This window comes from Mycolicibacterium wolinskyi (assembly GCF_002101965.1).
In the GTDB taxonomy this organism is placed as follows: Bacteria; Actinomycetota; Actinomycetes; order Mycobacteriales; family Mycobacteriaceae; genus Mycobacterium; species Mycobacterium wolinskyi.
In genome coordinates, this window is the sequence record NZ_LQQA01000033.1 from 173,328 (window position 1) to 196,386 (window position 23,059).

At 69.0% G+C, this 23,059-nt stretch carries 11 protein-coding genes; 9 read left to right on the forward strand and 2 right to left on the reverse strand.

The window, feature by feature from the left end:
• Window positions 1–49: 49 nt before the first annotated feature.
• Entirely contained in the window at window positions 50–700 is a 651-nt protein-coding gene (locus tag AWC31_RS31105; RefSeq protein ID WP_085148742.1) for a hypothetical protein, read from the reverse strand.
• Window positions 701–767: 67 nt separating this feature from the next.
• Between AWC31_RS31105 and AWC31_RS31110 the strand changes: the two genes are divergently transcribed.
• The gene (locus AWC31_RS31110; protein ID WP_085148746.1) at window positions 768–1,385 is read left to right on the forward strand and encodes a TetR/AcrR family transcriptional regulator; all 618 of its coding nucleotides are present in this window, start codon (window positions 768–770) and stop codon (window positions 1,383–1,385) included.
• Here AWC31_RS31110 and AWC31_RS31115 read toward each other — a convergent pair.
• Complete coding sequence (locus tag AWC31_RS31115; protein ID WP_085148750.1) at window positions 1,372–3,039, reverse strand: (2,3-dihydroxybenzoyl)adenylate synthase; 1,668 nt, start codon at window positions 3,037–3,039, stop codon at window positions 1,372–1,374. The two genes, AWC31_RS31110 and AWC31_RS31115, sit on opposite strands and share 14 nt — an antisense overlap.
• 93 nt (window positions 3,040–3,132) lie before the next feature.
• Between AWC31_RS31115 and AWC31_RS31120 the strand changes: the two genes are divergently transcribed.
• From AWC31_RS31120 to AWC31_RS31155, 8 genes are read left to right on the forward strand one after another with little or no spacing between them, the layout of a single operon-like run.
• The gene (locus AWC31_RS31120) at window positions 3,133–6,645 is read left to right on the forward strand and encodes a non-ribosomal peptide synthetase (protein WP_272937915.1); all 3,513 of its coding nucleotides are present in this window, start codon (window positions 3,133–3,135) and stop codon (window positions 6,643–6,645) included.
• Window positions 6,642–7,391 carry a thioesterase II family protein gene (locus AWC31_RS31125; protein WP_085148756.1) on the forward strand — a complete coding sequence of 250 codons (750 nt, stop codon included), beginning with the start codon at window positions 6,642–6,644 and terminating at the stop codon, window positions 7,389–7,391. Before AWC31_RS31120 ends, AWC31_RS31125 begins: the two co-directional genes overlap by 4 nt.
• Window positions 7,381–8,715 (forward strand): beta-ketoacyl [acyl carrier protein] synthase domain-containing protein, encoded by a 1,335-nt coding sequence (locus AWC31_RS31130; protein WP_085148759.1) that lies wholly within the window; start codon window positions 7,381–7,383, stop codon window positions 8,713–8,715. The genes AWC31_RS31125 and AWC31_RS31130 overlap by 11 nt, the downstream gene beginning before the upstream one ends.
• A complete protein-coding gene (gene mbtD / locus AWC31_RS31135) occupies window positions 8,715–11,708 on the forward strand; it encodes a mycobactin polyketide synthase MbtD (RefSeq protein ID WP_085148762.1) in 2,994 nt (997 codons plus the stop codon). The genes AWC31_RS31130 and mbtD overlap by 1 nt, the downstream gene beginning before the upstream one ends.
• Entirely contained in the window at window positions 11,701–17,136 is a 5,436-nt protein-coding gene (locus tag AWC31_RS31140) for a non-ribosomal peptide synthetase (RefSeq protein WP_085148765.1), read from the forward strand. The genes mbtD and AWC31_RS31140 overlap by 8 nt, the downstream gene beginning before the upstream one ends.
• The gene (locus AWC31_RS31145; RefSeq protein WP_085148768.1) at window positions 17,133–21,524 is read left to right on the forward strand and encodes a non-ribosomal peptide synthetase; all 4,392 of its coding nucleotides are present in this window, start codon (window positions 17,133–17,135) and stop codon (window positions 21,522–21,524) included. Before AWC31_RS31140 ends, AWC31_RS31145 begins: the two co-directional genes overlap by 4 nt.
• Window positions 21,521–22,864: an NADPH-dependent L-lysine N(6)-monooxygenase MbtG gene (gene mbtG / locus AWC31_RS31150; RefSeq protein ID WP_085148771.1), complete on the forward strand. Its 1,344-nt coding sequence runs from the start codon at window positions 21,521–21,523 to the stop codon at window positions 22,862–22,864. The genes AWC31_RS31145 and mbtG overlap by 4 nt, the downstream gene beginning before the upstream one ends.
• Window positions 22,842–23,054 carry an MbtH family protein gene (locus AWC31_RS31155; RefSeq protein WP_067852036.1) on the forward strand — a complete coding sequence of 71 codons (213 nt, stop codon included), beginning with the start codon at window positions 22,842–22,844 and terminating at the stop codon, window positions 23,052–23,054. The genes mbtG and AWC31_RS31155 overlap by 23 nt, the downstream gene beginning before the upstream one ends.
• Window positions 23,055–23,059: the final 5 nt, after the last annotated feature.

A 23,059-nucleotide genomic window follows, 5' to 3' on the forward strand; every position in this document is an offset into this window, starting at 1 on the left:
CTCTGGCGTGACAATCGGCGGCGCGGCGCGGCAGGGCAGGGTGGCTACGTCACAGCCGCAGTAACTCGATGCTGTAGATGACGATCCAGGTTGCCCAGCCGAGCCAGCCGATGAGGCCGACCGGCGCGATTCGGCTCGCGCCGCCGGCGTTGTACGGGCTTGCTGCCGACGATATGAACAACAGGACCGCGCTCGCGTAACCGAGCCAGGCGTGCCACGGCGCGATGAATCCGGTGTCGGCCCCCGCCGCGGTGAAACCGAGCAGTGCGATGGCCAGAAACACCTGGTTGAAGCCGAACAGCACATTGCTCAGACCCCACAGCCCCGCCATGGAGCCCCGGCCGTGGCTCGCGGCCGCGGCCATGCCGAAGCGCAGCGCCTCGACGCAGGTGAAGGTCGCGTTCTGCATGATCACTCCGGCAAAGCCCACCAGCGCCCACGCCCTGGCATCGCCGCCGCCATCCCCCAGCACGGTGAGCAGCCCGGCGGCGAACACCGTGGTGAACAGCCACATCGCCGGGGCAAGCACCGAGGGTTTCCTCAAGGCGTCGCCGACAGTGGCGAAGGAGTCGGTCACGGCGCCGATGTCCTTGCCCGCCACCGGCATCGGCAGTCCGCCGCGTACGTAGATGACGTTGACGACGACCGCGACGAGGACGAACCCGATGCCGCCGAGACCTGCCGCAACGGTGAAATCCATGTCGGCCCCCAAAATTAGATTTACACTTACTATATTGAATGAATATCAACACAAATGGAAGGTGGTCATGGCCGACCGGCGTCGTTACGACTCACTGCGGCGGCTCGCGCAGGCGAAGCAGACGCGTGCCGAAATCGCCGATGCGGCGCGTCGGCTATTCGTCACGCACGGCTGGGCGACGACGACCGTGCGCGACGTCGCCCGAGCGGCCGAGGTGTCGGTGCCCACCGTGTACGCGGCGTATCAGAACAAAGCCGGACTGGTGTGGGCGCTGGTCGACGCCGCGGATCTGTCGGCCGACCTACCGCAGATGCTCCACGAACTGGAATCCGGCGCGACACCGCAGGCGCACCTGGCCGCGATGGCCGGCTATGACCGGCGGCTGTTCGAGCGCGCCGGTGACCTGGTCGCACTCATCCGCGAAGCGGGCCGTACCGAGCCCGACCTTGCGGCCCTCTACCGCCAAGCCCGCGAGGCCGCCGACCAGACCCGCATCCAAGTGTTCTCCGGTTGGCCCGCCGGCACATTGCGCGCCGGCCTGGACGTGCAGCAAGCCGTCGACATCTACGCCGCCCTGTGCAATGTGGACGTCTACACGACGCTGACGGTCGAACGCGGCTGGCCGCCCGACCGCGTCGAGCACTGGTGGACCGAAGCGCTCGCCCGCGAACTCATCCGTCGGTGAGCTGGCGCAGGATCGCCTTCTTGTCGATCTTGCCGACCGCCGTCGTGGGCAGGCTCGGGACCGGGACGAGGACGTCGGGTTTCGCGTGTGCCGCCACACCGCGCTGCTCCAGATGCGTGTGCAGCTCGGCGAGCGTGACCGGCGGACCGGAGAACACGACGACCGCACAGACCTTTTCGCCGAGGAACTCGTCGGGCAGCGGCACCGCGGCTGCCGACCAGACCGACGGATGCGTCAGCAGGTGCTCTTCCAGATCGAGCGCCGACACGTTCTCGCCGCTCCGCACGATCACGTCTTTGACCCGCCCCGTCACCTCGATGTAGCCGGCCAGCGGACCCTCGGCGAACCGGCGCACGCGATCCCCGCTGCGGTAGAACCCCTCCGGGCTGAACGAGCGCTCATTGGCGCTCTCGGCGTTGAAATAACCGTTGATCGTGTACGGCCCGCGTACCAGCAGCTCGCCCTCGGTGCCGGGCGCGACCTCGTTGCCTTCCTCGTCGACGATGCGGATCTCGTCATCGGCCGACAAGGGCCTGCCCTGCGTCGCTTCGAGCACCTCGACCGGATCGCCGATCCGCGTGTAGTTGAGCAACCCCTCGGCCATCCCGAACACCTGCTGCAGACCCGGGGTGAGCGCGGTGCGGACGAGCGTGGCGTCCGGGGCGGCCAGCTTTGCGCCACCGACCTGCAGCAGCCGCAGGGACTTGGGTGCCAACGGCTCCCAGTCGCACGCCTGCGCCCACAACTTGGCCAGCGCGGGGACCAGAGCGGTGACGGTGACACCGTGACGGTCGATGGCCGCGAACGCCGACTCGGGACTCGGGTCGGCCGTGAAGACCGTGGTGGCGCCGACGCTCAACGCGCCGAGCAGTCCCGGGCAGGCGAGCGGGAAGTTGTGGGCCGCGGGCAGCGCGACCAGATACACGTCGTCGCCGGTCAGCTCGCACAACGTGGCGCTCGCGGTGCAGTTGTAGACGTAGTCCTGGTGCGTGCGGGGGATCAGCTTGGGCGCACCGGTGGTTCCGCCGGACACCAGCAGCAGTGCCGGTGACGCCGGATCGGGGTCGATCGCGGGCGGTGCGTCCGACGATTCACGCGACACGGCCGACCAGGACAGGAATTCGGCCGGCTCGCCGTCGACGAGCACGTGGCGCACGCCGGGGTGCGACGCGACGAGCTCGCGTGCCATCTCCCGATAGTCGAAACCACCCGCCACATCCGCGATCACCAACCCGACGGCGCCGCCCACGTCGACGAAGTGCGTGAGCTCGGCGAGCCGATGGCCGGGCAGGCACATGATGGGGACGGCGCCCGCGCGCAACAGGCCGAACAACGCGACGGCGAACTCCGCCGAGTTGGGCAATTGCACGAGCACGCGGTCTCCCGGCCGGATGCCGAGGCCCGCGATCCCGGCGGCGGCGCGGTCGGCCCGGGCGTCCAATTCGGCGTAGCTGTAAGACTTCCCGGCATCGGCGACAGCGACGCGATCCGGCCACTCGGCAGCGGCGTCGCGCAGTACCGAATCGAGTAGCCGGTCGGTCCAATATCCCGCCGCCCGGTAGGCCTCGGCGCGGTCGGCCGGAAAAGACGTGAATCCCTGCAGCAACGTCGACTGAGCTGCGGATTCGGATGGCTGGGGAGTGGTCAGAGTCACGACGAGGCACCTCGGGGTAGGCGTATTCGGTCACCCGAATATAGGGTAGCCTCCACGAAGTTAGGACAGCCTGTGCTAATCGTTCGGGAGGCCATTGTGGGCGACGTCGCTGTTGCGAATTCGCAGACCATCAGGGAGGCGGTGGCCGACCTTCTCGGTGTCGACGGCGATGCTGTCGATCCCGACGCCGATCTGATCGGCCAGGGCCTTGACTCCATCCGAATGATGTCACTTGCGGGCCGCTGGCGTCGACAGGGGATCGACATCGATTTCGCGTCGCTGGCCGCCACGCCGACGGTGTCGGCATGGGCCGAGCTGGTGGCGGCGCGGACGACCGAATCGAATGCCGGTGCTGCGCAGGATGATTCGCCGCAGTCGACCACTGATCCCAGCGCAGATCCCGATGCCGGCGAGCCCTTCCCGCTGGCGCCGATGCAGCACGCGATGTGGGTCGGGCGCGAAGGCGATCAGCAGCTCGGCGGGGTGGCCGGCCACCTCTACGTCGAATTCGACGGCGACGGCGTCGATCCCGAGCGGCTGCAGCGCGCGGCCACGGCGCTGGCCGAGCGGCACCCGATGCTGCGGGTCGAGTTCCTTCCGGACGGCACGCAACGCATCGCGGCGCCGGGCCGCCAGTATCCCGTCACGATCGAGGACCTGCGTGATGCATCGCCCGATGAGGTCGCCGAGCGGCTCTCGGTGATCGAACGCTCCAAGTCCCACCAGCAACTGCACGGCGAGGTTTTCGAACTCACGCTGTCGCTGCTGCCCGGCGGCGCCACCCGGCTGCATGTCGACCTCGACATGCAGGCCGCCGACGCCATGAGCTACCGCACGCTGATGGCCGATCTGGCCGCGCTGTACGACGGGGCGCAACTGCCGCCCCTCGGCTACACCTACCGCGAGTACCGGCTGGCCACTCCCGAGGCGTCGGATGCACACGAGGCCGACCGCAAGTGGTGGGCCGAGCGGATCGCCGACCTGCCCGACCCGCCGAGGCTGCCGCTGGTGCCGGTCGCCGAACAGGCCGACCCGCACCACACCACGCGTCGCCACCACTGGCTGGACCCTGAAACCCGCGACGCGCTTTACGCCGCGGCGCGCAAACGGGGAATCACCCCGGCGATGGCGCTCGCGGCGTCGTTCGCCGACGCCCTGGCCGGCTGGTCGGCCGATTCCCGGTTCCTGCTCAACGTGCCGCTGTTCGGCCGCGAGCAGCGCCACCCCGACGTCGACAAGCTCGTCGGAGACTTCACCTCGTCGCTGCTGCTCGGCATCGATCTGGACGGCACCGCAAACGCGGCCGAGCGCGCCAGGGCCGTGCAGGAGACGTTCCACGCCGCCGCCGGACACGCGAACTACCCGGGGTTGTCGGTCCTGCGCGATCTGGGCCGTCATCGCGGCACCCAGGTGCTGGCCCCGGTGGTCTACACGAGCGCGCTCGGCCTCGGCGAGTTGTTCGCCGCCGAGGTCACCGAAACCTTCGGCAAGCCTGTCTGGATCAACTCGCAAGGGCCGCAGGTGCTGCTCGACGCGCAGGTCACCGAATTCGACGGCGGCGTGCTGGTGAACTGGGATGTGCGCGAAGACGCATTCCGGCCCGGGGTGATCGACGCGATGTTCGCGCGCCACATCGCCGAGCTGCGCAGGCTCGCCACCGACGACACGTCGTGGGAGGCGCCGTCGCTGCCGCTGCTGAGCGAATCGCAGCGCGCCGTGCGGGATGCGGCGAACGCTCGGACCGCCGCGCCGACCGGCTATGCGTTGCACGAGGGCTTCTTCGCCCAGGCCGCGGCCCGACCGGATGCCGTCGCGGTGATCGGGTCGGCAGGCGAGCTCACCTATGCCGAGCTCCGGGAGCGGGTGCTCGCCGTCGCGGCCGCGCTGCGGGTCGCGGGTATCCGCACGGGTGAGAGTGTCGCGGTGATGGGCCCCAAGGGGCCCGACCAGATCACCGCGCTGCTCGCGATCCTGGCCGCCGGTGCGGTCTACGTGCCGGTCGGTGTCGACCAACCCGCCGAGCGGGCCGAGCGGATGCTGAAGAACGGCGACGTCCGGATGGCATTGTTTTGCGGCGACGGACCGCCCACCTGGCTGCCCGCCCTGACCGTGGCCGAGGCCATCCGCGTCGGCTCGCGCGCCGACGAAATCGAGCCGGCCGCAACCGATCCCAACGAACTGGCCTACATCCTGTTCACGTCGGGTTCCACCGGTGAACCGAAGGGTGTCGAGGTCACCCACGACGCCGCGATGAACACCATCGAAGCGCTCAACGGATACTTCGGGGTCGGCCCGGCCGACAGTGTGCTGGCGCTCTCTCATCTGGAATGCGACCTGTCGGTCCTTGACGTGTTCGGCACGCTGACGGCCGGTGCCACGATCGTGGTCGTCGACGAGGGCGATCGCCGCAACCCCGACCACTGGGTCGAGCAGATCAACACGCACGGCGTCACGGTCCTCAACTTCCTGCCCGGCTGGCTGGAGATGCTCGTCGAGGTCGCGGGTTCGGCCAAGACCGGACTGCCCTCGGTGCGTGCGGTGCCGACCGGCGGTGACTGGGTGCGCACCACCATGGTGCGCAAGCTGCAGGCGCTGGCGCCGGGCGTGCGGTTGACCGGTTTGGGTGGCGCCACCGAAACCGCCGTGCACGCAACGCTTTACGAGGCCGGTGAGCTGCCGGACGAGTGGGCCGCCGTGCCGTACGGCAAGCCGTTCGCCAACAACGCGTGCCGCGTGGTCAACGCCGCGGGCGAGGACTGCCCGGACTGGGTGCCGGGTGAACTGTGGTTCGCCGGACGCGGTATCGCACGCGGTTACCGCGGCACGCCCGACCTCACCGCCGACCGGTTCGTGACCTACTGCGGCCGGACGTGGTACCGCAGCGGGGATCTCGCGCGGTACTGGCCCGACGGCACGCTGGAGTTCGTCGGCCGCGCCGACCACCGCGTCAAGATCAGCGGCTACCGCATCGAACTCGGCGACGTCGAGGCCGCACTGCAGCGACTGCCCGGTGTGCATGCCGCCGTCGCGGCGATCGTTCCGGTGTCCGGGACCGACATGCTCGCCGCCGTGATCGGACGCGACGAGGCCACCACCACGGCTGCCGACCTGCGTGCCGGGCTCGCGGAACTCGTACCGCCGCACATGGTTCCGCGGCACTTCGAGCTCGTCGACCAGATCCCGTTCACCGCAGGCGGCAAGACCGACCGCCGCGCGGTGGCCCGGATGCTGGCCGACGCGGTCGACGGTGCGCAGCGCCGCAGTACGCGTGCGCCGTCGACGGTCCTGGAACGCGCCCTGGCCACGATCATGGCCGAGCTGCTCGCGGTGACCGAACTCGGTGTCGACGAGGACTTCTTCGAACTCGGCGGCGATTCGGTGCTGGCCACCGCGGCCGTCGCCCGAATCCGCGACTGGCTGGACACGCCGACCGTCATGGTGCCCGACGTCTTCGCGACCAGGACGGTCGAGAAGCTCGCGACCCGCCTGACGGCGCGGGAGGCGGGTAGTGATCGCCTCGACCAGGTCGCCGAGTTGTATCTGGAGGTAGCCAACATGGACGACGCCGACGTGATGTCCGCACTCGACACCGCCGCGACACCGTGACCGGGTCGGATACGCAGCTCACCTTCAAGCCCTGGATCAAGCGGTATCCGGGGGACGACCCGGCCGCCAAACCGACGCTGGTGTTCCCGCACGCCGGCGGAGCCGCCGTGGCCTACCGATCGATCGGAAACGCTTTGGCAGCAGCGGGTTCCGACGCCTACGTCATGCAGTACCCGAAACGCGGCGACCGGATGGCACACCCGGCACCCGGCACGGTCGACGCCCTCGCGCGTGATCTGTTCGAGGCGGGGGACTGGTCGCAACTGGGCCCGCTGCGGCTGTTCGGACATTGCATGGGCGCTGTGGTGGCGTTCGAGTTCGCGCGCGTCGCCGAGCGCAACGGCGTCGCGGTCGACGCGCTCTGGGTTTCGGCGAGCGAGGCGCCCTCGGCGGTGGCCGCGTCGCCTGCGCTGCCGATGGCCGAGTCCGAGATCATCGCCGAGATGGTCGATCTCGGTGGCACCGATCCGCAGCTGCTCGCCGACGAGGACTTCGTCGAACTGCTGCTGATGGCGGTGCGTGCCGACTACGAGGCCTTCAACCGTTACGCGTGCGACACCGACGTGACGATCGCGGCCGACATCTACGCGATCGGCGGCGAGCGCGACCATCGCATCAGCGAGGACATGTTGCGGCGCTGGGAGATTCACACCGGCGGCGCGTTCACGCTCTCGATGTTCGACGGCGGACACTTCTTCATCAACGAGTACACCGAGGACGTGGCGGAGCTTGTCAATGAGCTCTAGCGGGCAGGTGCCCCACCCCGGTGCCACCGATCCGGTGGTGATCGTGGGCATGGCGCTCGAGGCGCCCGGCGGGATCGAAACCGCGGACCAATACTGGGCGTTGCTGTCCGAACAGCGCGAGGCGCTCGGTCGGTTCCCGGCCGACCGCGGTTGGGCGATCGGTGACCTGCTTGACGGCTCACGCCGCGACGGGTTCAAACCGATCCACGATCTCGGCGGCTTCCTGTCCAGCGCGGCGACATTCGATCCTGCGTTCTTCGGAATCTCACCGCGCGAAGCGGTCGCGATGGACCCCCAGCAGCGGGTCGCGCTGCGGATGGCGTGGCGCGCACTGGAGAACACCGGCATCAACCCCGATGACGTCGCCGGCCATGACGTCGGCTGCTACATCGGTGCGTCCTATCTTGAGTACGGCCCAGAACTCGCCGAGTTCTCCCACCACAGCGGCCATCTGATCACCGGAACGTCACTGGGCGTGATCTCGGGACGGATCGCGTACACACTCGACCTGGCCGGGCCTGCGCTCACCATCGACACGTCCTGCTCGTCGGCGCTCACCGCCTTCCACACCGCGGTCGGCGCGGTGCGTGCCGGCGACTGCGACATGGCGCTGACCGGCGGCGTCTGCGTGATGGGCACACCCGGATACTTCGTCGAATTCTCCAAGCAACACGCGCTGTCCGACGACGGACACTGCCGGCCCTACAGTGCCCATGCCAGCGGCACGGTGTGGGCCGAAGGCGCCGCGATGTTCGTGCTGCAGCGCAAATCGGCCGCGGTGCGCGACCGTCGCCGCATCCTGGCCGAGGTGCGCGCCACCACGGTCAACCAGGACGGCCGGACCACCGGGCTGACCGCACCGAGTGGCGCCGCGCAGCAGCGGCTGTTCAGCAAGGCCATCGAGCAGGCCGGGGTGCGGCCCGAGGACGTCGGCATGATCGAAGGCCACGGCACGGGAACCCGCCTCGGTGACCGCACCGAACTGCGTTCACTCGTGCAGACCTACGGGGCCACCGACCCCGGGGCCGGTGCGGTGCTGGGCTCCGTCAAATCCAACGTCGGCCACTCGCAGGCCGCCGCAGGCGGGCTCGGCCTCGCCAAGGTCCTGATCGCGGCACAACGTGCGGCGATTCCGGCCACCCTGCACGTCGACGAGCCGAGCCGCGAAATCGACTGGGACTCACAGGGGTTGCGCCTCGCGAGGAAGCTGACGCAGTGGCCCGCCGTCAACAACGAACGGATCGGCGCGGTGTCCGCGTTCGGGATGAGCGGTACCAACGCGCATGCGATCGTCGCGGTACCCGACGACGGTGAGGCCGCGTGATGGTGGCCCTACCCGACGGACGCATCCCCGTTCTGCTCAGCGCACACGCCGAAGATCTCCTGGCCCAGGACGCCGCTGCGATCCTGGCGTACCTCGACGGGCAGGCGGCCGCCGACGTGGCCGACGTCGCGGCAACCCTGCTGACGACTCGGCGACTGCGCCGCCACCGCGCCGCGATCCGGGCCGCCGACCGTACCGAACTCACCGAAGCGCTGCGGGCTCTCGCTGACGGGCGCGAGGATCCGCTGACCGTCCGATCCTCCGGAAACCCACCGCATCAGGGTTCGGCGGCGCGGATCGCCTTCGTGTTCCCCGGGCAGGGCAGCCAGTGGCCGTCGATGGGCGTCGAGGCCTACCATCGCCTGCCGGAATACCGCGCCGAAGTCGACCGGTGCGCCAAGGAATTCGCCGCAGCCGGGGCGGCATCCCCGCTGGACCATCTGTTGGCCGATCCGGATTCCGGGGTCACGACGAACGACTTCTCACAAGTCCAGATCCAGGGTGCGCAATTCGTACACGGAGTCGCGCTGGCCCGCGTCTGGCGGTCGTGTGGCGTGTTGCCCGACATCACCGTCGGCCACAGCCTCGGCGAGATCGGCGCGGCCTATGTGGCAGACAGCATCACGCTGCCCGAGGCCGTCGCAGTGGTGATCGCCCGTGCCACCGTGCTCGATCGGCTCACCGGCCCCTACCGCGTTGCGGTGCTGGGCATCACGCCGGACGAGGCCGCCGAGGTGGTCGCCGCGACCCCGGGCTGGCTGGAGCTTTCGGTGGTGAACTCCCGGTCGTCGGTGGCGGTTTCGGGCGAGACCGATGCCGTCGCGGCGGCGGTGCGCACCGTCGCCGGCCGAGGCGCGTTCGCCAAGGAAATCGAGATGTGGTTCCCCGCGCACACCACCGCCTTGGACTCGTCGCGCGCCGAGCTCGAATCACTGCTCCCCGCCGGACAATTTTCCGACACCCCGGTGCAGTTCATCGGTTCGGCCACCGCCGACGTCGTCAAGGCCGGTACCGACTTCGCCGACTACTGGTACACCAATCTGCGCAGCACCGTCCGGTTCGATCGGGCGGTGGCCAAAGCGGCGCGCCGCGGGGCCCGCATCTTCGTCGAACTCTCCGCGCATCCGGCGCTGCTGTTCGCCATGGGCGACCTCCTCGACGATTCCGCCGATTCTGCAGGCGGACCGGTCGTGATGGTGGGCTCCGGCCGCCGCGACGAACCGCTGACGGACCGGCTGTCGGCCAACATCGTCTCGGTCGCTCTTGCCGATTCGGGCTACCGGTGGGGCGATGCGCTGCCCGGCCGCCGAACGTCGTTGCGAGACTTTCCGTTCGCACCCATGCGCACCGAGCACCTGTGGGCACACCCGGATCCGCTCGAACCGATCGCCGGTCTGACGGTCGCCGTCGAGGATTGGCAGCAGCTACCGGCGCCGGCCCGCAACGGCGTACGCCGCGCAGCGCTACTCGAACTCGACGAGGGTACGGACGTCGCAGCGGCGCTGCGGTCCGCGGTCGACCGCCACGACGGTGTGACCGCGGCCGAACCGGCGGACGCGGACCTGCTCATCGTCGTCGCGCCCACGACGGCCGGATCCGACGTGGTCGATACCGCCGAGGAATTGAGCCGGCGAATCGGGAACGGCCTACTGCGGTACACCGATGCGATCACGCAGAACACGCGCGACGTCTGGCTTGTCACCGCGGGCGATTCGACCGCCGAACCGGAGCCTGCGGCGGTGGCACTCGCCGCGATGCACCGCAGCATCGGCTTCGAACACCCCGACCAGAACTTCGGGCAGCTGCAGGTGCCCGGCGGCCTTGACGACGCCGCCGCCACCGCGGCCGTCACCGCGGTGCTCGGCGAAGCCGACGACATCGCGATGCGCGACAACGGCTCCGGACCCACCTTGTGGCGGCGGTCGATGCGCCACGAGCCGTCGAACGCGGCACCGTGGTCGACAGACTCCGGAATCCTCGACAACGTCGTGATCACCGGCGGTGCCGGTGCGGTCGGCCTGCACTACGCACGCCGGCTCGCCGCACTCGGTGCCCGGCGCATCGTGCTGCTGAGCCGCCGTGGCGTCGACGACGGACGCCTCGCGGAGCTGGCCGCACACCACGACGTCGAAATAGTGGCGCCGCGCTGCGACCTCACCGACACCGCACAGATATCGGCCACCGCAGCCGAATACGGCGGCACTGCAGCATCCTTGGTGATACACGCGGCGGCCGCGGTCACCATCACGCCGAGCCAGGAGCTGACCGCGCACGCGACGTCGGAGACGTTCGGGGCCAAGGTTGCCGGAATCGCCAACCTCGTCGAGACGTGGCCACTGCGCGATGACACCCGAATCGTGTTGTGCTCGTCGGTATCCGGGTTGTGGGGTGGTTACGGCCATGCCGCCTACGCCGCTGCGAACCGGCTGCTCGACGTCATGGCATCACAGCTGCGTGCGAGGGGCCGCCGCTGCACTGCCGTGCGCTGGGGGCTGTGGCCCGGCGCCGGGATCATCGACGCCGAGGAGATCACCCGGGTCGAGCGATCCGGCCTCATCGCCATGGCTCCCGATCGGGCAGTGGACACCAGCCTGCGCGATCACCCGGCAGATCCGCTGATCTTCACCGCTGACGCCACCCGGCTCGCGACGTTCTTGGGCGGCATGCCCGGTACGGAAGCACCCGCGCAGCGACCCGCCCACAACGGTGACAACACCGCTGGACCGGTCGACACGGCCGATATGGACACCACCGGTGCGGTGCGCGTCGCGCTAGGGTCGGTGCTGAAACTGCCCGACACATCGGGACTGGATCTCGACGCGTCGCTGCTCGACCTCGGAGTCGACTCGCTGCTGGCGCTCGACCTGCGCAAGAAGCTCAAGAAAGCCACCGGTCAATCTGTGCCGCTGGCCACCATTCTCGGCGGCGTCACCGCCACCGAGTTGATCGAGCACCTGGAAAGACCTGAAAAGGAAGCATTTTCGCGTGACTGACATTGCAGCTGCCGGCGCCACCCGCACCTCCGACGCGCGTCTGGAGCTGATGCGGCGCAAGCTCGCCGAGCGCGGTTTGGCGTCACCCTCGGCGCAGGCCGACGGTGACGCACCTGCCGTCGACCCGACGGCCCTCTCGGACGGTCAGCGCCGGATGTGGTTCGTGCAGGGCTTCGACCCCAGCGGCGTGCTTCTCAACGTGAGTCTGTCCTACCGGCTGACCGGCGAACTGGACGCCGAGCGCCTGCAGAGTGCACTCGACGCGGTCGCGCGGCGTCATCCGATTCTGCGGACCACATACCAGGCCGACGAGAACGGCGAACCCCGCGCCACGGTGCACGAGGATCTGACTCCCGCGTGGACCATGCACGATCTGTCCGACAAGTCCGAGCGTGCGCGCAAGCTGCGCCTCGAAGTGCTGGCGCAGCGCGAGTTCGGCACGGCGTTCGACCTGAGCACCGACTCGCCCTTGCGGATCACCCTGATCAAAACCGGTCCGGCAGAACACGTGATGCTGCTGGTTGCCCATCACATCGCGTGGGACGACGGCTCCTGGCGCGTGTTCTTCACCGACCTGACTAGGGCCTACTCCGGCGTCACGCTGCCAGAAACGCCACGCGCCGTTGCGGCGCCGGCGGACACCGCTGACGAGGATCTGGCGTACTGGCGTGAGGTGATGGCGAATCCGCCTGAGCCGCTGGAGCTTCCCGGCCCCGCCGGTTCCATCGTGCCGACGAGCTTCCGCTCGCAACGCAGCACGCTGCCGTTGTCGGCCGATACGGTCGAGAAGGTCTCGGCGTTGGCGCGCGACACCGGTGCCACGCCGTACATGGTGCTGCTGGCGGCTTTCGGTGCGCTGATCAACCGTTACACCCACACCGACGACTTCCTGGTCGCCACGCCGGTGCTCAACCGCGAGACCGACGAGACCATCGGCTACTACGGCAATACGGTCGCCATGCGCATGCGGCCCGAAGGCAGCGCCGGTTTCCGCGATCTGGTAGTTCAGACGCGAGACACCGCGCTCGGCGCGTTCGCCCATCAGCGGGTCAACCTCGACCGGGTGGTCCGCGAGCTCAACCCCGACCGGCGACACGGCGCCGAGCGCATGACCCGGGTGAGCTTCGGCTTCCGCGAACCCGACGGCGGTGGCTTCAGCCCGGAGGGCGTGACGTGCGAACGTGCGGAACTGCGTGGGCATTTCACCCAGCTGCCGCTCGGTTTCATGGTCGAGTGGGACACCGCGGGCGCGGTGGTCGAGGCCGAACACCTGACCGAGGTGCTCGACGCCGACCTGGCAGCCCAGATGCTGCGGCACTTCGCAGTGCTGCTGGACAACGCACTGGCCGAGCCGGACCGCCCGCTGTCGCGGCTGGACTTGTTCACGGCGGAGGACGCCGAGTGGATGCGCACAGTCGTCGCCGGCGAGGAATTCGACTCCCCGGCAACCACATTGACCGCTCTGGTGTCCGAGCAGGCGGCCCGCACACCCGACGCGACGGCCGTGGTCTACGAGGGACGCCACTACAGCTACCGCGAGATCAACGAGTCGGCCAACCGGCTGGCGCACTGGCTGATCGAGCAGGGGATCGGTACGGAAGACCGTGTCGCGGTCCTGCTGGAGAAGTCACCCGAACTCGTCATCACGGCAGTGGGGATCGTCAAGGCCGGTGCGGTGTACCTGCCGGTCGACCCCGCCTACCCCGAGGATCGACTCACCTACATCCTCGAGGACTCCGATCCGAAAATCGTGCTGCGCGAACCGGTCACCGGGCTGGAGAACTACCCGGCCACCGACCCGACCGACGCCGAGCGGGTGCGCCCGCTGCACCCGGACAACACCGCGTACCTGATCTACACGTCGGGTTCGACCGGCCTGCCCAAGGGCGTACCGGTTCCACACCGCCCGATCGCGGAGTACTTCGTCTGGTTCGGCGGCGACTACAACGTCACCAACGACGACCGCCTGCTCCAGGTCGCCTCGCAGAGCTTCGACGTGTCGATCGGCGAGATCTTCGGCATGCTGGCCGCCGGTGCCCGCCTGGTGATCCCGAAGCCCGGTGGCCTGGCCGACATCGGCTACCTCACCGAGTTGTTGCGCAACGAAGGCATCACCTCGATGCACTTCGTGCCGTCGCTGCTCGGCTTGTTCCTGTCCCTGCCGGGGGTGAACGAGTGGCGCACGCTGCAGCGCGTGCCGATCGGCGGTGAGGCGCTGCCGGGCGAGATCGCCGACAAGTTCCACGCGACGTTCGACTCGCTGTTGCACAACTTCTACGGCCCGACCGAAACGGTGCTCAACTGCACGAGGTACAAGGTCGAAGGCAAGCAGGGCGCGCGCATCGTGCCGATCGGCACGCCGAAGATCAACACCACGATCCACCTCCTCGACGACGCGCTGCAACCTGTGCCGGTCGGTGTCATCGGCGAGATCTACATCGGCGGAACACATGTCGCCCACGGCTACCATCGACGGCCCCGGCTGACGGCCGAGCGGTTCGTGGCCGACCCGTTCAATCCGGGTGGCCGGATGTACCGGTCCGGTGATCTCGCGCGGCGCAACGCCGACGGCGACATCGAGTTCGTCGGGCGCGCCGACGAACAGGTCAAGATCCGGGGCTTCCGCATCGAACTCGGCGAGGTTTCGGCGGCCATCTCGGTCGACCCGTCGGTGGGGCAGGCCGTCGTCGTGGTCAGCGATCTGCCGACCCTCGGCAAGAGCCTGGTCGCCTACATCACCCCTGCCGCGGATGCCGAGTGCGTCGAGATCGACCGGATCCGGGCCAGGGTCACCGCCGCGCTGCCGGAGTACATGATCCCCGCGGCCTACGTCGAGCTCGACGAGATCCCGATCACCGCGCACGGCAAGATCGACCGCCGGGCGCTGCCTGAACCGGAGATCAAGTCCGCCACCGTGTTCCGCGAACCATCGACTGACACCGAGCGCGCAGTCGCGACGTTGTTCGGCGAGCTGCTGGACCGTGACCAGGTGGGCGCCGATGACTCGTTCTTCGATCTCGGCGGGCACTCGCTGCTGGCCACCAAACTCGTCGCGGCGGTGCGGGCGCGGTTCGGCGTCGACGTCGGAGTGCAAGACGTCTTCGAACACGCCACCGTGTCGGGATTGGCCGCACATGTCGAGGCACTGCTCGCCTCGGGCGCCACGACCGGCAGGTCCGCGATCGTCGCGGTGCCACACGACGGGCCGCTGCAGATGTCGGCCGCTCAGCTACGGCAATGGTTCCAGTTCCGCATCGACGGTCCGAACCCGGTCAACAACGTGCCGTTCGCGGCGCGGCTGACCGGGCCGTGCGACGTCGAGGCCTTGATCGCGGCGGTCAACGACGTGGTCGACCGGCACGAGATCCTGCGCACCACCTATCGCGAAATCGACGGTGCGCCATACCAGATCGTGCACCCGAGCGCACCGCTGACCGTGCGGCGGGCGCGCGGCGCCGGCGAAGAGTGGTTGCAGGACGAACTCGATGCCGAGCGCAAATACTGCTTCGACCTCGAGGCCGATTGGCCCATCCGCGCCGCGGTGCTGTCCACCCCGGATGCGCATGTGCTGTCGCTCGTCGTGCACCACATCGCCGCCGACCACTGGTCGGGTGCGGTGCTGTTCACCGACCTGCTCACCGCCTACCACGCGCGCCGCGCGGGACAGCCGGCCGAACTCGCCCCGCTGCCCGTGCAGTACGCGGATTTCGCGGCCTGGCAGGCCGAGTTGCTGTCGGGCGCCGACAGCTCGGTCGACGAACAGCGCGAGTACTGGACCAAACAGCTGGCCGGACTGTCCGAAGACAACGGATTGGAACCCGATTTCCCACGGCCCCCGGTGCCCACGGGCGAGGGCGAGGCGTTCGACTTCAGCATCGACGCGGCCACGCGAGACAAATTCGTCGAGCTCACGCGCGAACTCGGCGTCACCGAGTTCATGCTCCTGCAGGCAGCGGTTGCGATCGCGCTGCACAAGGCCGGTCAGGGCACCGACATACCGCTCGGCACGCCGGTGGCCGGGCGTACCGCACCCGAACTCGATGCGCTGATCGGCTTTTTCATCAACATCGTGGTGCTGCGCAACGACCTGTCCGGCAACCCCACGCTGCGCGAAGTGCTGCGCCGGTCGCGTGAGATGGCGCTGGCCGCGTACAAGCATCAGGATCTGCCGTTCGACCGGGTCGTCGATGCGGTGAGCCCGGTGCGGTCGCTGTCGCGCAACCCGCTGTTCGGCGTCGTCGTGCACGTGCGGGAGGATCTGCCGACCGGCCAGGTGATCGATTCGGGCGATGGTGGTGAAACCCGTTTCACCGCATTGGAACCCACGTTCGACGTGGCACATGCCGACCTGTCGCTGAACTTCTTCGCCGAAGCGGGTGCTGGTTACAAAGGCACGGTCATCTACCGCACCGAGCTCTACGAGGCGGCGACCGCACAACGACTCGTGGGCTGGCTACAGCGCATTGTCGAGGCATTCGCGACCGACGCCGACCTGACGTTGCGCGACATCGCGGTCATCGATCCGGCCGAACGTGCACGCGTGGTCGAGGACTGGAGCCGCAAGGCGGTGCCGCCGGCCGGGCTGCCGCAGACGGCGGGCGCGACGAACGTCTACGTCCTCGACGAGTGGCTGGACCCGGTGGCCGTCGGCGTCATCGGCGACGTCTACTACGCCGGTGGCGCGGTGGACGAGGCTGCGGGCAAGGCGACCGGTGTCGGGGCAAAGCGTTTCGCGCCCAATCCCTTTGGTGACGGGCAGCTGTACCGCACGGGGGACCGGGCCCGCTGGACTGCAGACGGACGGCTTGAGCCCATCGTGACGGGCGAGCCACGGCTGCAGGCCGCCTTGGAGGCCGTCGACGGCGTCGTGGCGGCCGCCACCAGAACCTGGGAGGGGCGCGGTGCGCCGATCCTGGCCGGCTATGTGGCGCTCGACCCGGCAACAGCGGATCCGGCGGCGTTCGTCGAGACCCTGCGCGCTGGGCTGCCCGAGGAATTCGCCCGCGCGGCGATCACCGTGGTCGACGACATCGCCCCGGAGACATTGACCCGGCCGCGGGTCACCGTCACCGCCCCGGCCGAGCCGCCGAGTACACCGACCGAACAGGCGCTCGCCGCCATGCTCGTCGAGCTGCTCAGCGTCAGTGAAGTGGGTCGCTTCGACGACTTCTTCACGCTCGGCGGCGACAGCATCCTCGCGGTGCAACTCGCGGCGCGGGCGCGCGACGCCGGTCTCGCGATGACGGCGCGGATGGTTTTCGAGCATCCCGAACTGGCCGACCTGGCCGCGGCCGTCGACGCCGCGGCCGACAGCGGCAGCACCTCCGGCGACACCCACCACGCCCCGATGGCCGCGTCGGGCCTGTCGGCCGATGAACTCGCGGCGCTGACCGCCGGCTGGGGGCAAACCCAAGACGGGACACCATGACATCAACCGGAACACCGCCCGGTGTCGAGGACGTCCTGGCGCTCAGCCCGCTCCAACAGGGGCTGTACTCACTGGCGGGTCTCACCGAAGGTGACGAAAGTCCCGACCCGTATGTGATCGCCATGGCTGCCGACGTGGCGGGCCACGTCGATGCCGGGTTGCTGCGGGCTTGCGCCGAGGCGATGCTCGTGCGTCATCCCAACCTGCGGGCCAGCTTCTTCCAGGGCAACCTCAGCCGCCCGGTCGCCGTCGTCCCGACCGCGATCGACCTGCCGTGGCGACACGTGACGGCCACGGCCGACGAGGCCGTCGCGATCGAAGCCGAGGAACGCGGCAGGCGATTCGATCTCGGCCGTGGGCCGCTGATCCGGTTCCTGCTCATCGAAAAGCCCGGGCTGCAGTGGCGGTTGGTCGTGGTCGCTCATCACATCGCGATCGACGGTTGGTCGTTGCCGGTGTTCGTGGGCGAGTTCATCACGCTGTACGCAGCCAAGGGCGATGTCACCGTCCTGCCGGATTCGCCGCGCCCGTACCGCGATTACATCGGCTGGCTGGCCGGTCGCGATCAGGAGGCGAGCCGCGCCCGCTGGCGTCTGCACCTGGAGGGCCTCGACGGTCCGACGTTGTTGTCACCGGCGCTGGCCGGGCGCGAAGCGCAGCCGGGGCTGCCCGCGCGCACAGAGGTGACCCTCGACGAGCAGCGGTCGGCAGCGATCTTCGACGCCGCGAGATCCAGAGGCGTAACCGTCAACACGCTGTTCCAGATGGCGTGGGCCGCAATTCTTTCGGCAATCACCGACCGCACCGATGTGGTGTATGGCGTGACGGTATCCGGCCGGCCCGACGAACTGTCGGGCGTCGAGACCATGGTCGGTTTGTTCATCAACACCGTTCCGCTGCGGGTCCGGGTCGACCCGTCCGAGCGGGTCGGCCGCCAATGCCTAGCGCTGCAACGCGAAGCCGCCGAACTGCGTGACCACAGCTACCTGAGCCACACCGAACTACGCTCGCTCGGCGGTATCGGCGAGCTCTACGACACCCTGTTGGTGTACGAGAACTTCCCACCCGGTGGGCTCGTGGGCAGCGACGAGTTCGACCTCGACGGCGCAGTGTTGCGGCCTTCGGCATTGGAGAGCCTGTCCCATTTCCCGGTGACCATCGCCGCGCACCCCACCCACGGCCGGCTCACCGTGCTCGTCGAAACCCTCGACGGCGCACTGGGAATGCTCGATCCCCGGGCACTGGGCCTGCGGGTGCTGGCCGTCGTCGAACGACTGCTCGAATCCTGGGACCGGCCGCTTCGCGAGGTTGCCGTCACCCTCGACGACGAAGCCCGCCCGGCCGTCCCCGTCGATACCACCCGGCCGCAGGGCGGCTTTCACACCGCATTCACCGAGGCGGCCGCACAGCGCCTGGGTTCGATCGCATTGAGCTGGGACGGCGGCGAACTCAGCTACCGCGAACTCGACGAGGCGGCCGACCGCCTGGCCGCCGAACTCAACCGTCGCGGCGTGGGTGCCGAGATCCCGGTCCCGATCCGGCTGGGCCGCGGGCCCGGCTACGTCGTGGCGATGCTCGCCGTACTCAAGGCGGGCGGGCTGATCGTTCCGCTCGATCCGGCGATGCCCGACGAGCGCGTGCACGAGATCGTGCGTCAAACCGGCGCCACACTCATAATCGACGACGAGTTGCTGGCCGCCGCCGATTCCACGGCCGAGCCGCCTGCCGACTACCGGCCCGCGCAGGTGCGTCCGGGCCAGGGTGCCTACATCGTCTTCACATCGGGTACGACGGGTAAACCCAAGGGAGTCATCGGAACCCACCAGGCACTCCTGTCGTACGCCGCCGACCATGCGCGCCACGTACTGCGACCGGCGGCCGAACGCGTCGGCCGTCCGTTGCGCGTGGCCCACGCATGGTCGTTCACGTTCGATGCGGCGTGGCAGCCGTTGGTGGCGCTGCTCGACGGGCACAGCGTGCACATCGTCGGCGACGACGTGCAGCGCGATGCCGAGGCGGTGGTCGAGACCATCGGACGGTTCGCGATCGACATGATCGACACCACGCCGTCGATGTTCACCCAGCTGCGGGCGGCCGGTCTGCTGACCACGGTGCCGCTGGCCGTCTTGGCACTCGGCGGTGAGGCGATCGACACCGCGGCCTGGCACGCGATCCAGGCCGAGTGCGAGCGCACCTGGATGTCGGCGCACAACTGTTACGGCCCGACCGAGACCACGGTCGAGGCGGTGGTCGCCGCGATCGCCGAACACCCGCAACCCTGCATCGGCCATCCCACCGATTCGACCGCGGCCTACGTGCTCGACGGCTGGTTGCGTCCGGTTCCCGACGGCGTCGCCGGTGAGTTGTATCTGGCCGGCGGACAACTCACGCGCGGTTACATCGGCAGGCCGGGGGAGACGGCGGGGCGCTTCGTCCCCGATCCGTTCCACCCGGGCGCGCGGATGTACCGGACCGGTGACCTCGTGCGCCGAAACCCAAGTGGCGCAATCGAGTTCTTGGGCAGAAGCGACGACCAGGTCAAGATCCGCGGCTTTCGGGTGGAACCGGGCGAGGTCGCTGCGGCGCTGCATCGCCACCCCGGCGTCCAGCACGCCCACGTCGCGGTCCGGCGCCACCGCAGCGGACCGCGGTTGACCGCATATGTGGTCAGTGACACCCCGGCGGCCGAGCTGCGCCGCATGCTGACCGCGGCGCTTCCGAGATACCTTGTGCCCCACCATATCTTGCTGGTCGACGAGATCCCGTTGACCACGAACGGCAAGGTCGACGATGCCGCGCTCGCCGCGGTCGACGCCGGGCGGCAGTCCGATCAGGTCGAGGCGCCCGTGACCGACACCGAGAAAGTGGTTGCCGAAGTTCTGGCCGAGGTGCTTGGCACCGCGCACGTCGATGTCACCGCCGACTTCCTCGACCTCGGCCTCGACAGCATCGTCGCGCTGTCGGTCGTACAGGCGGTGCGACGGCGCGGCCTGGCGCTGCGGGCGCGGCTCATGCTCGACTGCTCGACGGTTCGGGAGCTGGCCGCGGCGATCGACTCCGACGAAATCGATGTCGACGAGTCCGAAGACGAGTCCGGCCCGATCCCGTTGCTACCCAACGGATGCTGGCTCTACCAGTACGGCGATCCGCACCGGCTCGCGCAGACCGAGGCGTTCCGGCTGCCCGAGGGCATCACCCGCGACCAGCTGGAAGCCCTGCTGCGCAACATCATCGACGGGCACGAGGTGCTGCGGACGCGGCTCGACCGTGTCACCAGGACGCTCGTCGCGTCGCCGCCGCGGGACGTCCTCACCGAGGTGGCGGTTTCGGGCGATCTGACCGCCGCGGTGTCCGAACAGGCGAGGCTCTCGGTCGAGCGCATCGATCCCCAACAAGGTTCGATGCTCGACGCGGTGTGGCTGCGCCACCCCGACACCCGCGGCGGCGTACTGATCCTGACCGCCCACGTGCTGGCCCTGGACCCGGCGTCCTGGCGGATCATGGTCGGCGAGCTCGAGACCACCTGGCATGCCCTGGCTTCCGGGCGCACGCCCGCACCGGTGCGTGAGCACACGTCGCTGCGGCAATGGTCGCGATTGCTGGCCGAGCGGGCGCTCAAGCTCGACACCTGTGACTTCTGGCAGCGGCAATTCGTCGGTGACGACCCGCACATCGGTGCCCGCCGCGTCGACCCGGCCACCGACCGGATGGGCCACGTCACGATCGAGATGGCGTTTGCCGAACCCGACGTGACAGCCCGCGTGCTCACCGGTCCGGTGCCGGTGACCGAGGTGCTGGCCGCGGCAACGGCGCGCGCGCTCACCAATTGGCGCAGACACCGCGGGCAGCCGACCCCGGCCCCGCTGTTGGCCCTCGAGACCTATGGCCGGTCCGATGCGGTGGTGTCTGCGGGTCTTGGCGAGGACACCCGTGAGATCGACACCGGCGACACCGCCGGACTGTTGAGCATGATCTATCCGCTGCGGTTGACGGCTGACGATGCCCGCGGCGTCGCCGACCTGGTGGCCGCCATCCCGGGCGACGCGATCGACTACGGGCTGCTGCGCTATCTGCGCGAGGACACCGCGGAGCGGCTGGGCGCCAATCCCGAGCCCCAGGTGCTGCTCAACTATCTCGGCCGGATCGAACTGGATTCGGCAGACCATGCGCTGCTGCAGGACCGGGCACTGCTGGCCGGCGTCACGCCGGTTCCCGAGCCCAACGTCGCGGTACGCCACGAACTGACCATCATGGCCGCGGTGATCGACCGCGACGGGGCGGCCGTCCTGGGCACGCAGTGGCGAACCCTGCCAGACATTCTGTCCGCCGATGATGTCGCCGCACTGCAGGCGATGTGGCTGGACGCGTTGCGAGAGGTGATCGAGTGAGTGCCACAACCGGAACCCTGGCCGTCATCGGGGCAGGCCCGAAAGCCATTGCCGTGGCGGCCAAGGCGGCCGAGCTGCGAGCGATGGGCGTGCCGGCACCCGACGTCGTCGTCGTCGAACGAGCCGGCGTCGCCGCCAACTGGCAGGCCGTCGGCGGCTGGACCGACGGTCAGCACCGGCTGGGCACCAGCCCCGAGAAGGACGTCGGCTTCCCGTACCGCTCGTCGCTCGTGCAGCGCCGCAACGCCGAACTCGACGAGCGCATGATGCGCCACAGCTGGCAGTCCTATCTCATCGACATCGGGCAGTTCGCGGAATGGATCGATCGGGGCCGGCCGGCGCCGACGCATCGTCGGTGGAGCCAGTACCTGAACTGGGTGGCCGACAACATCGGCATGAACGTGGTCTCGGGTGAGGTCACCGAGATCGGCGTCGACGAGGATCAGAAGTCGTGGGTGCTTTCGACCCACGAGTCGACCGTGACCGCGGGAGCCGTCATGGTGACCGGACCCGGACAGGCCGAGAAAGCGATCCTGCCCGGCAACCCGCGCGTGCTGTCGATCGCCCAGTTCTGGCACCGCGCCGCGGCCCAGGAACTCATCTCGGCGGAGCGGGTGGCCGTCATCGGCGGCGGTGAAACCGCCGCGACCATGCTCAATGAACTGTTCCGCCACCGGGTTTCGACGATCACCGTGATCTCACCGCAGGTCACGCTGTTCACGCGCGGCGAGGGTTTCTTCGAGAACGCCCTGTACTCCGATCCGACCCATTGGGCGGGTCTGACGTTGGCCGAGCGTCGTGACGCGATGAACCGCACGGACCGCGGGGTGTTCTCGGCGCGGGTGCAGGAGGCCTTGCTCGCCGACGACCGGATCCGGCATCTGCGCGGCCGGGTCGCGCACGCGGTGGCGCGCGACGAGCGGATCCGGTTGACGCTGCAAACGGATCGCCCCGCGGGAGCGGGAGTCAGATCCAGCAGCGAACGGTTGGAGACCGTGCACGGGTTCGACCTCGTGATCGACGGATCGGGTGCCGACGCCCTGTGGTTCGTCCCGTTGCTCGCCCAGGACGCCCTCGACATGCTGGAACTCGGTCTCGGCTCGCAGTTGACCGGGGACAGCCTGCAAGAGTCGATCGGCTATGACCTCGCGGTCACCGGCGTCACCCCCAAGCTGTTCCTGCCGGGCCTTGCGGGCCTGAACCAGGGACCCGGATTTCCCAACCTCAGCTGCCTGGGACTGCTGTCCGACCGGGTGCTGGGCGCCGATCTCGGAATTGACACGGCCATGGCCGCCGATCGAACGATCAGGAGTACCGATGAGCAGCAATCCCTTCGATGACGAGAACGGCACGTTCTACGTGCTGGTGAACAACGAGGAGCAGCACAGCCTCTGGCCGGCGTTCGCCGACGTTCCGGCCGGCTGGCGGGTGGTCTTCGGTGAGAGCACACGCGCCGACTGCCTGGCCTACGTGGAAGAGAACTGGACCGATCTGCGGCCCAAGAGCCTGCGCGACGCGATGGCCGACTGAGCGGA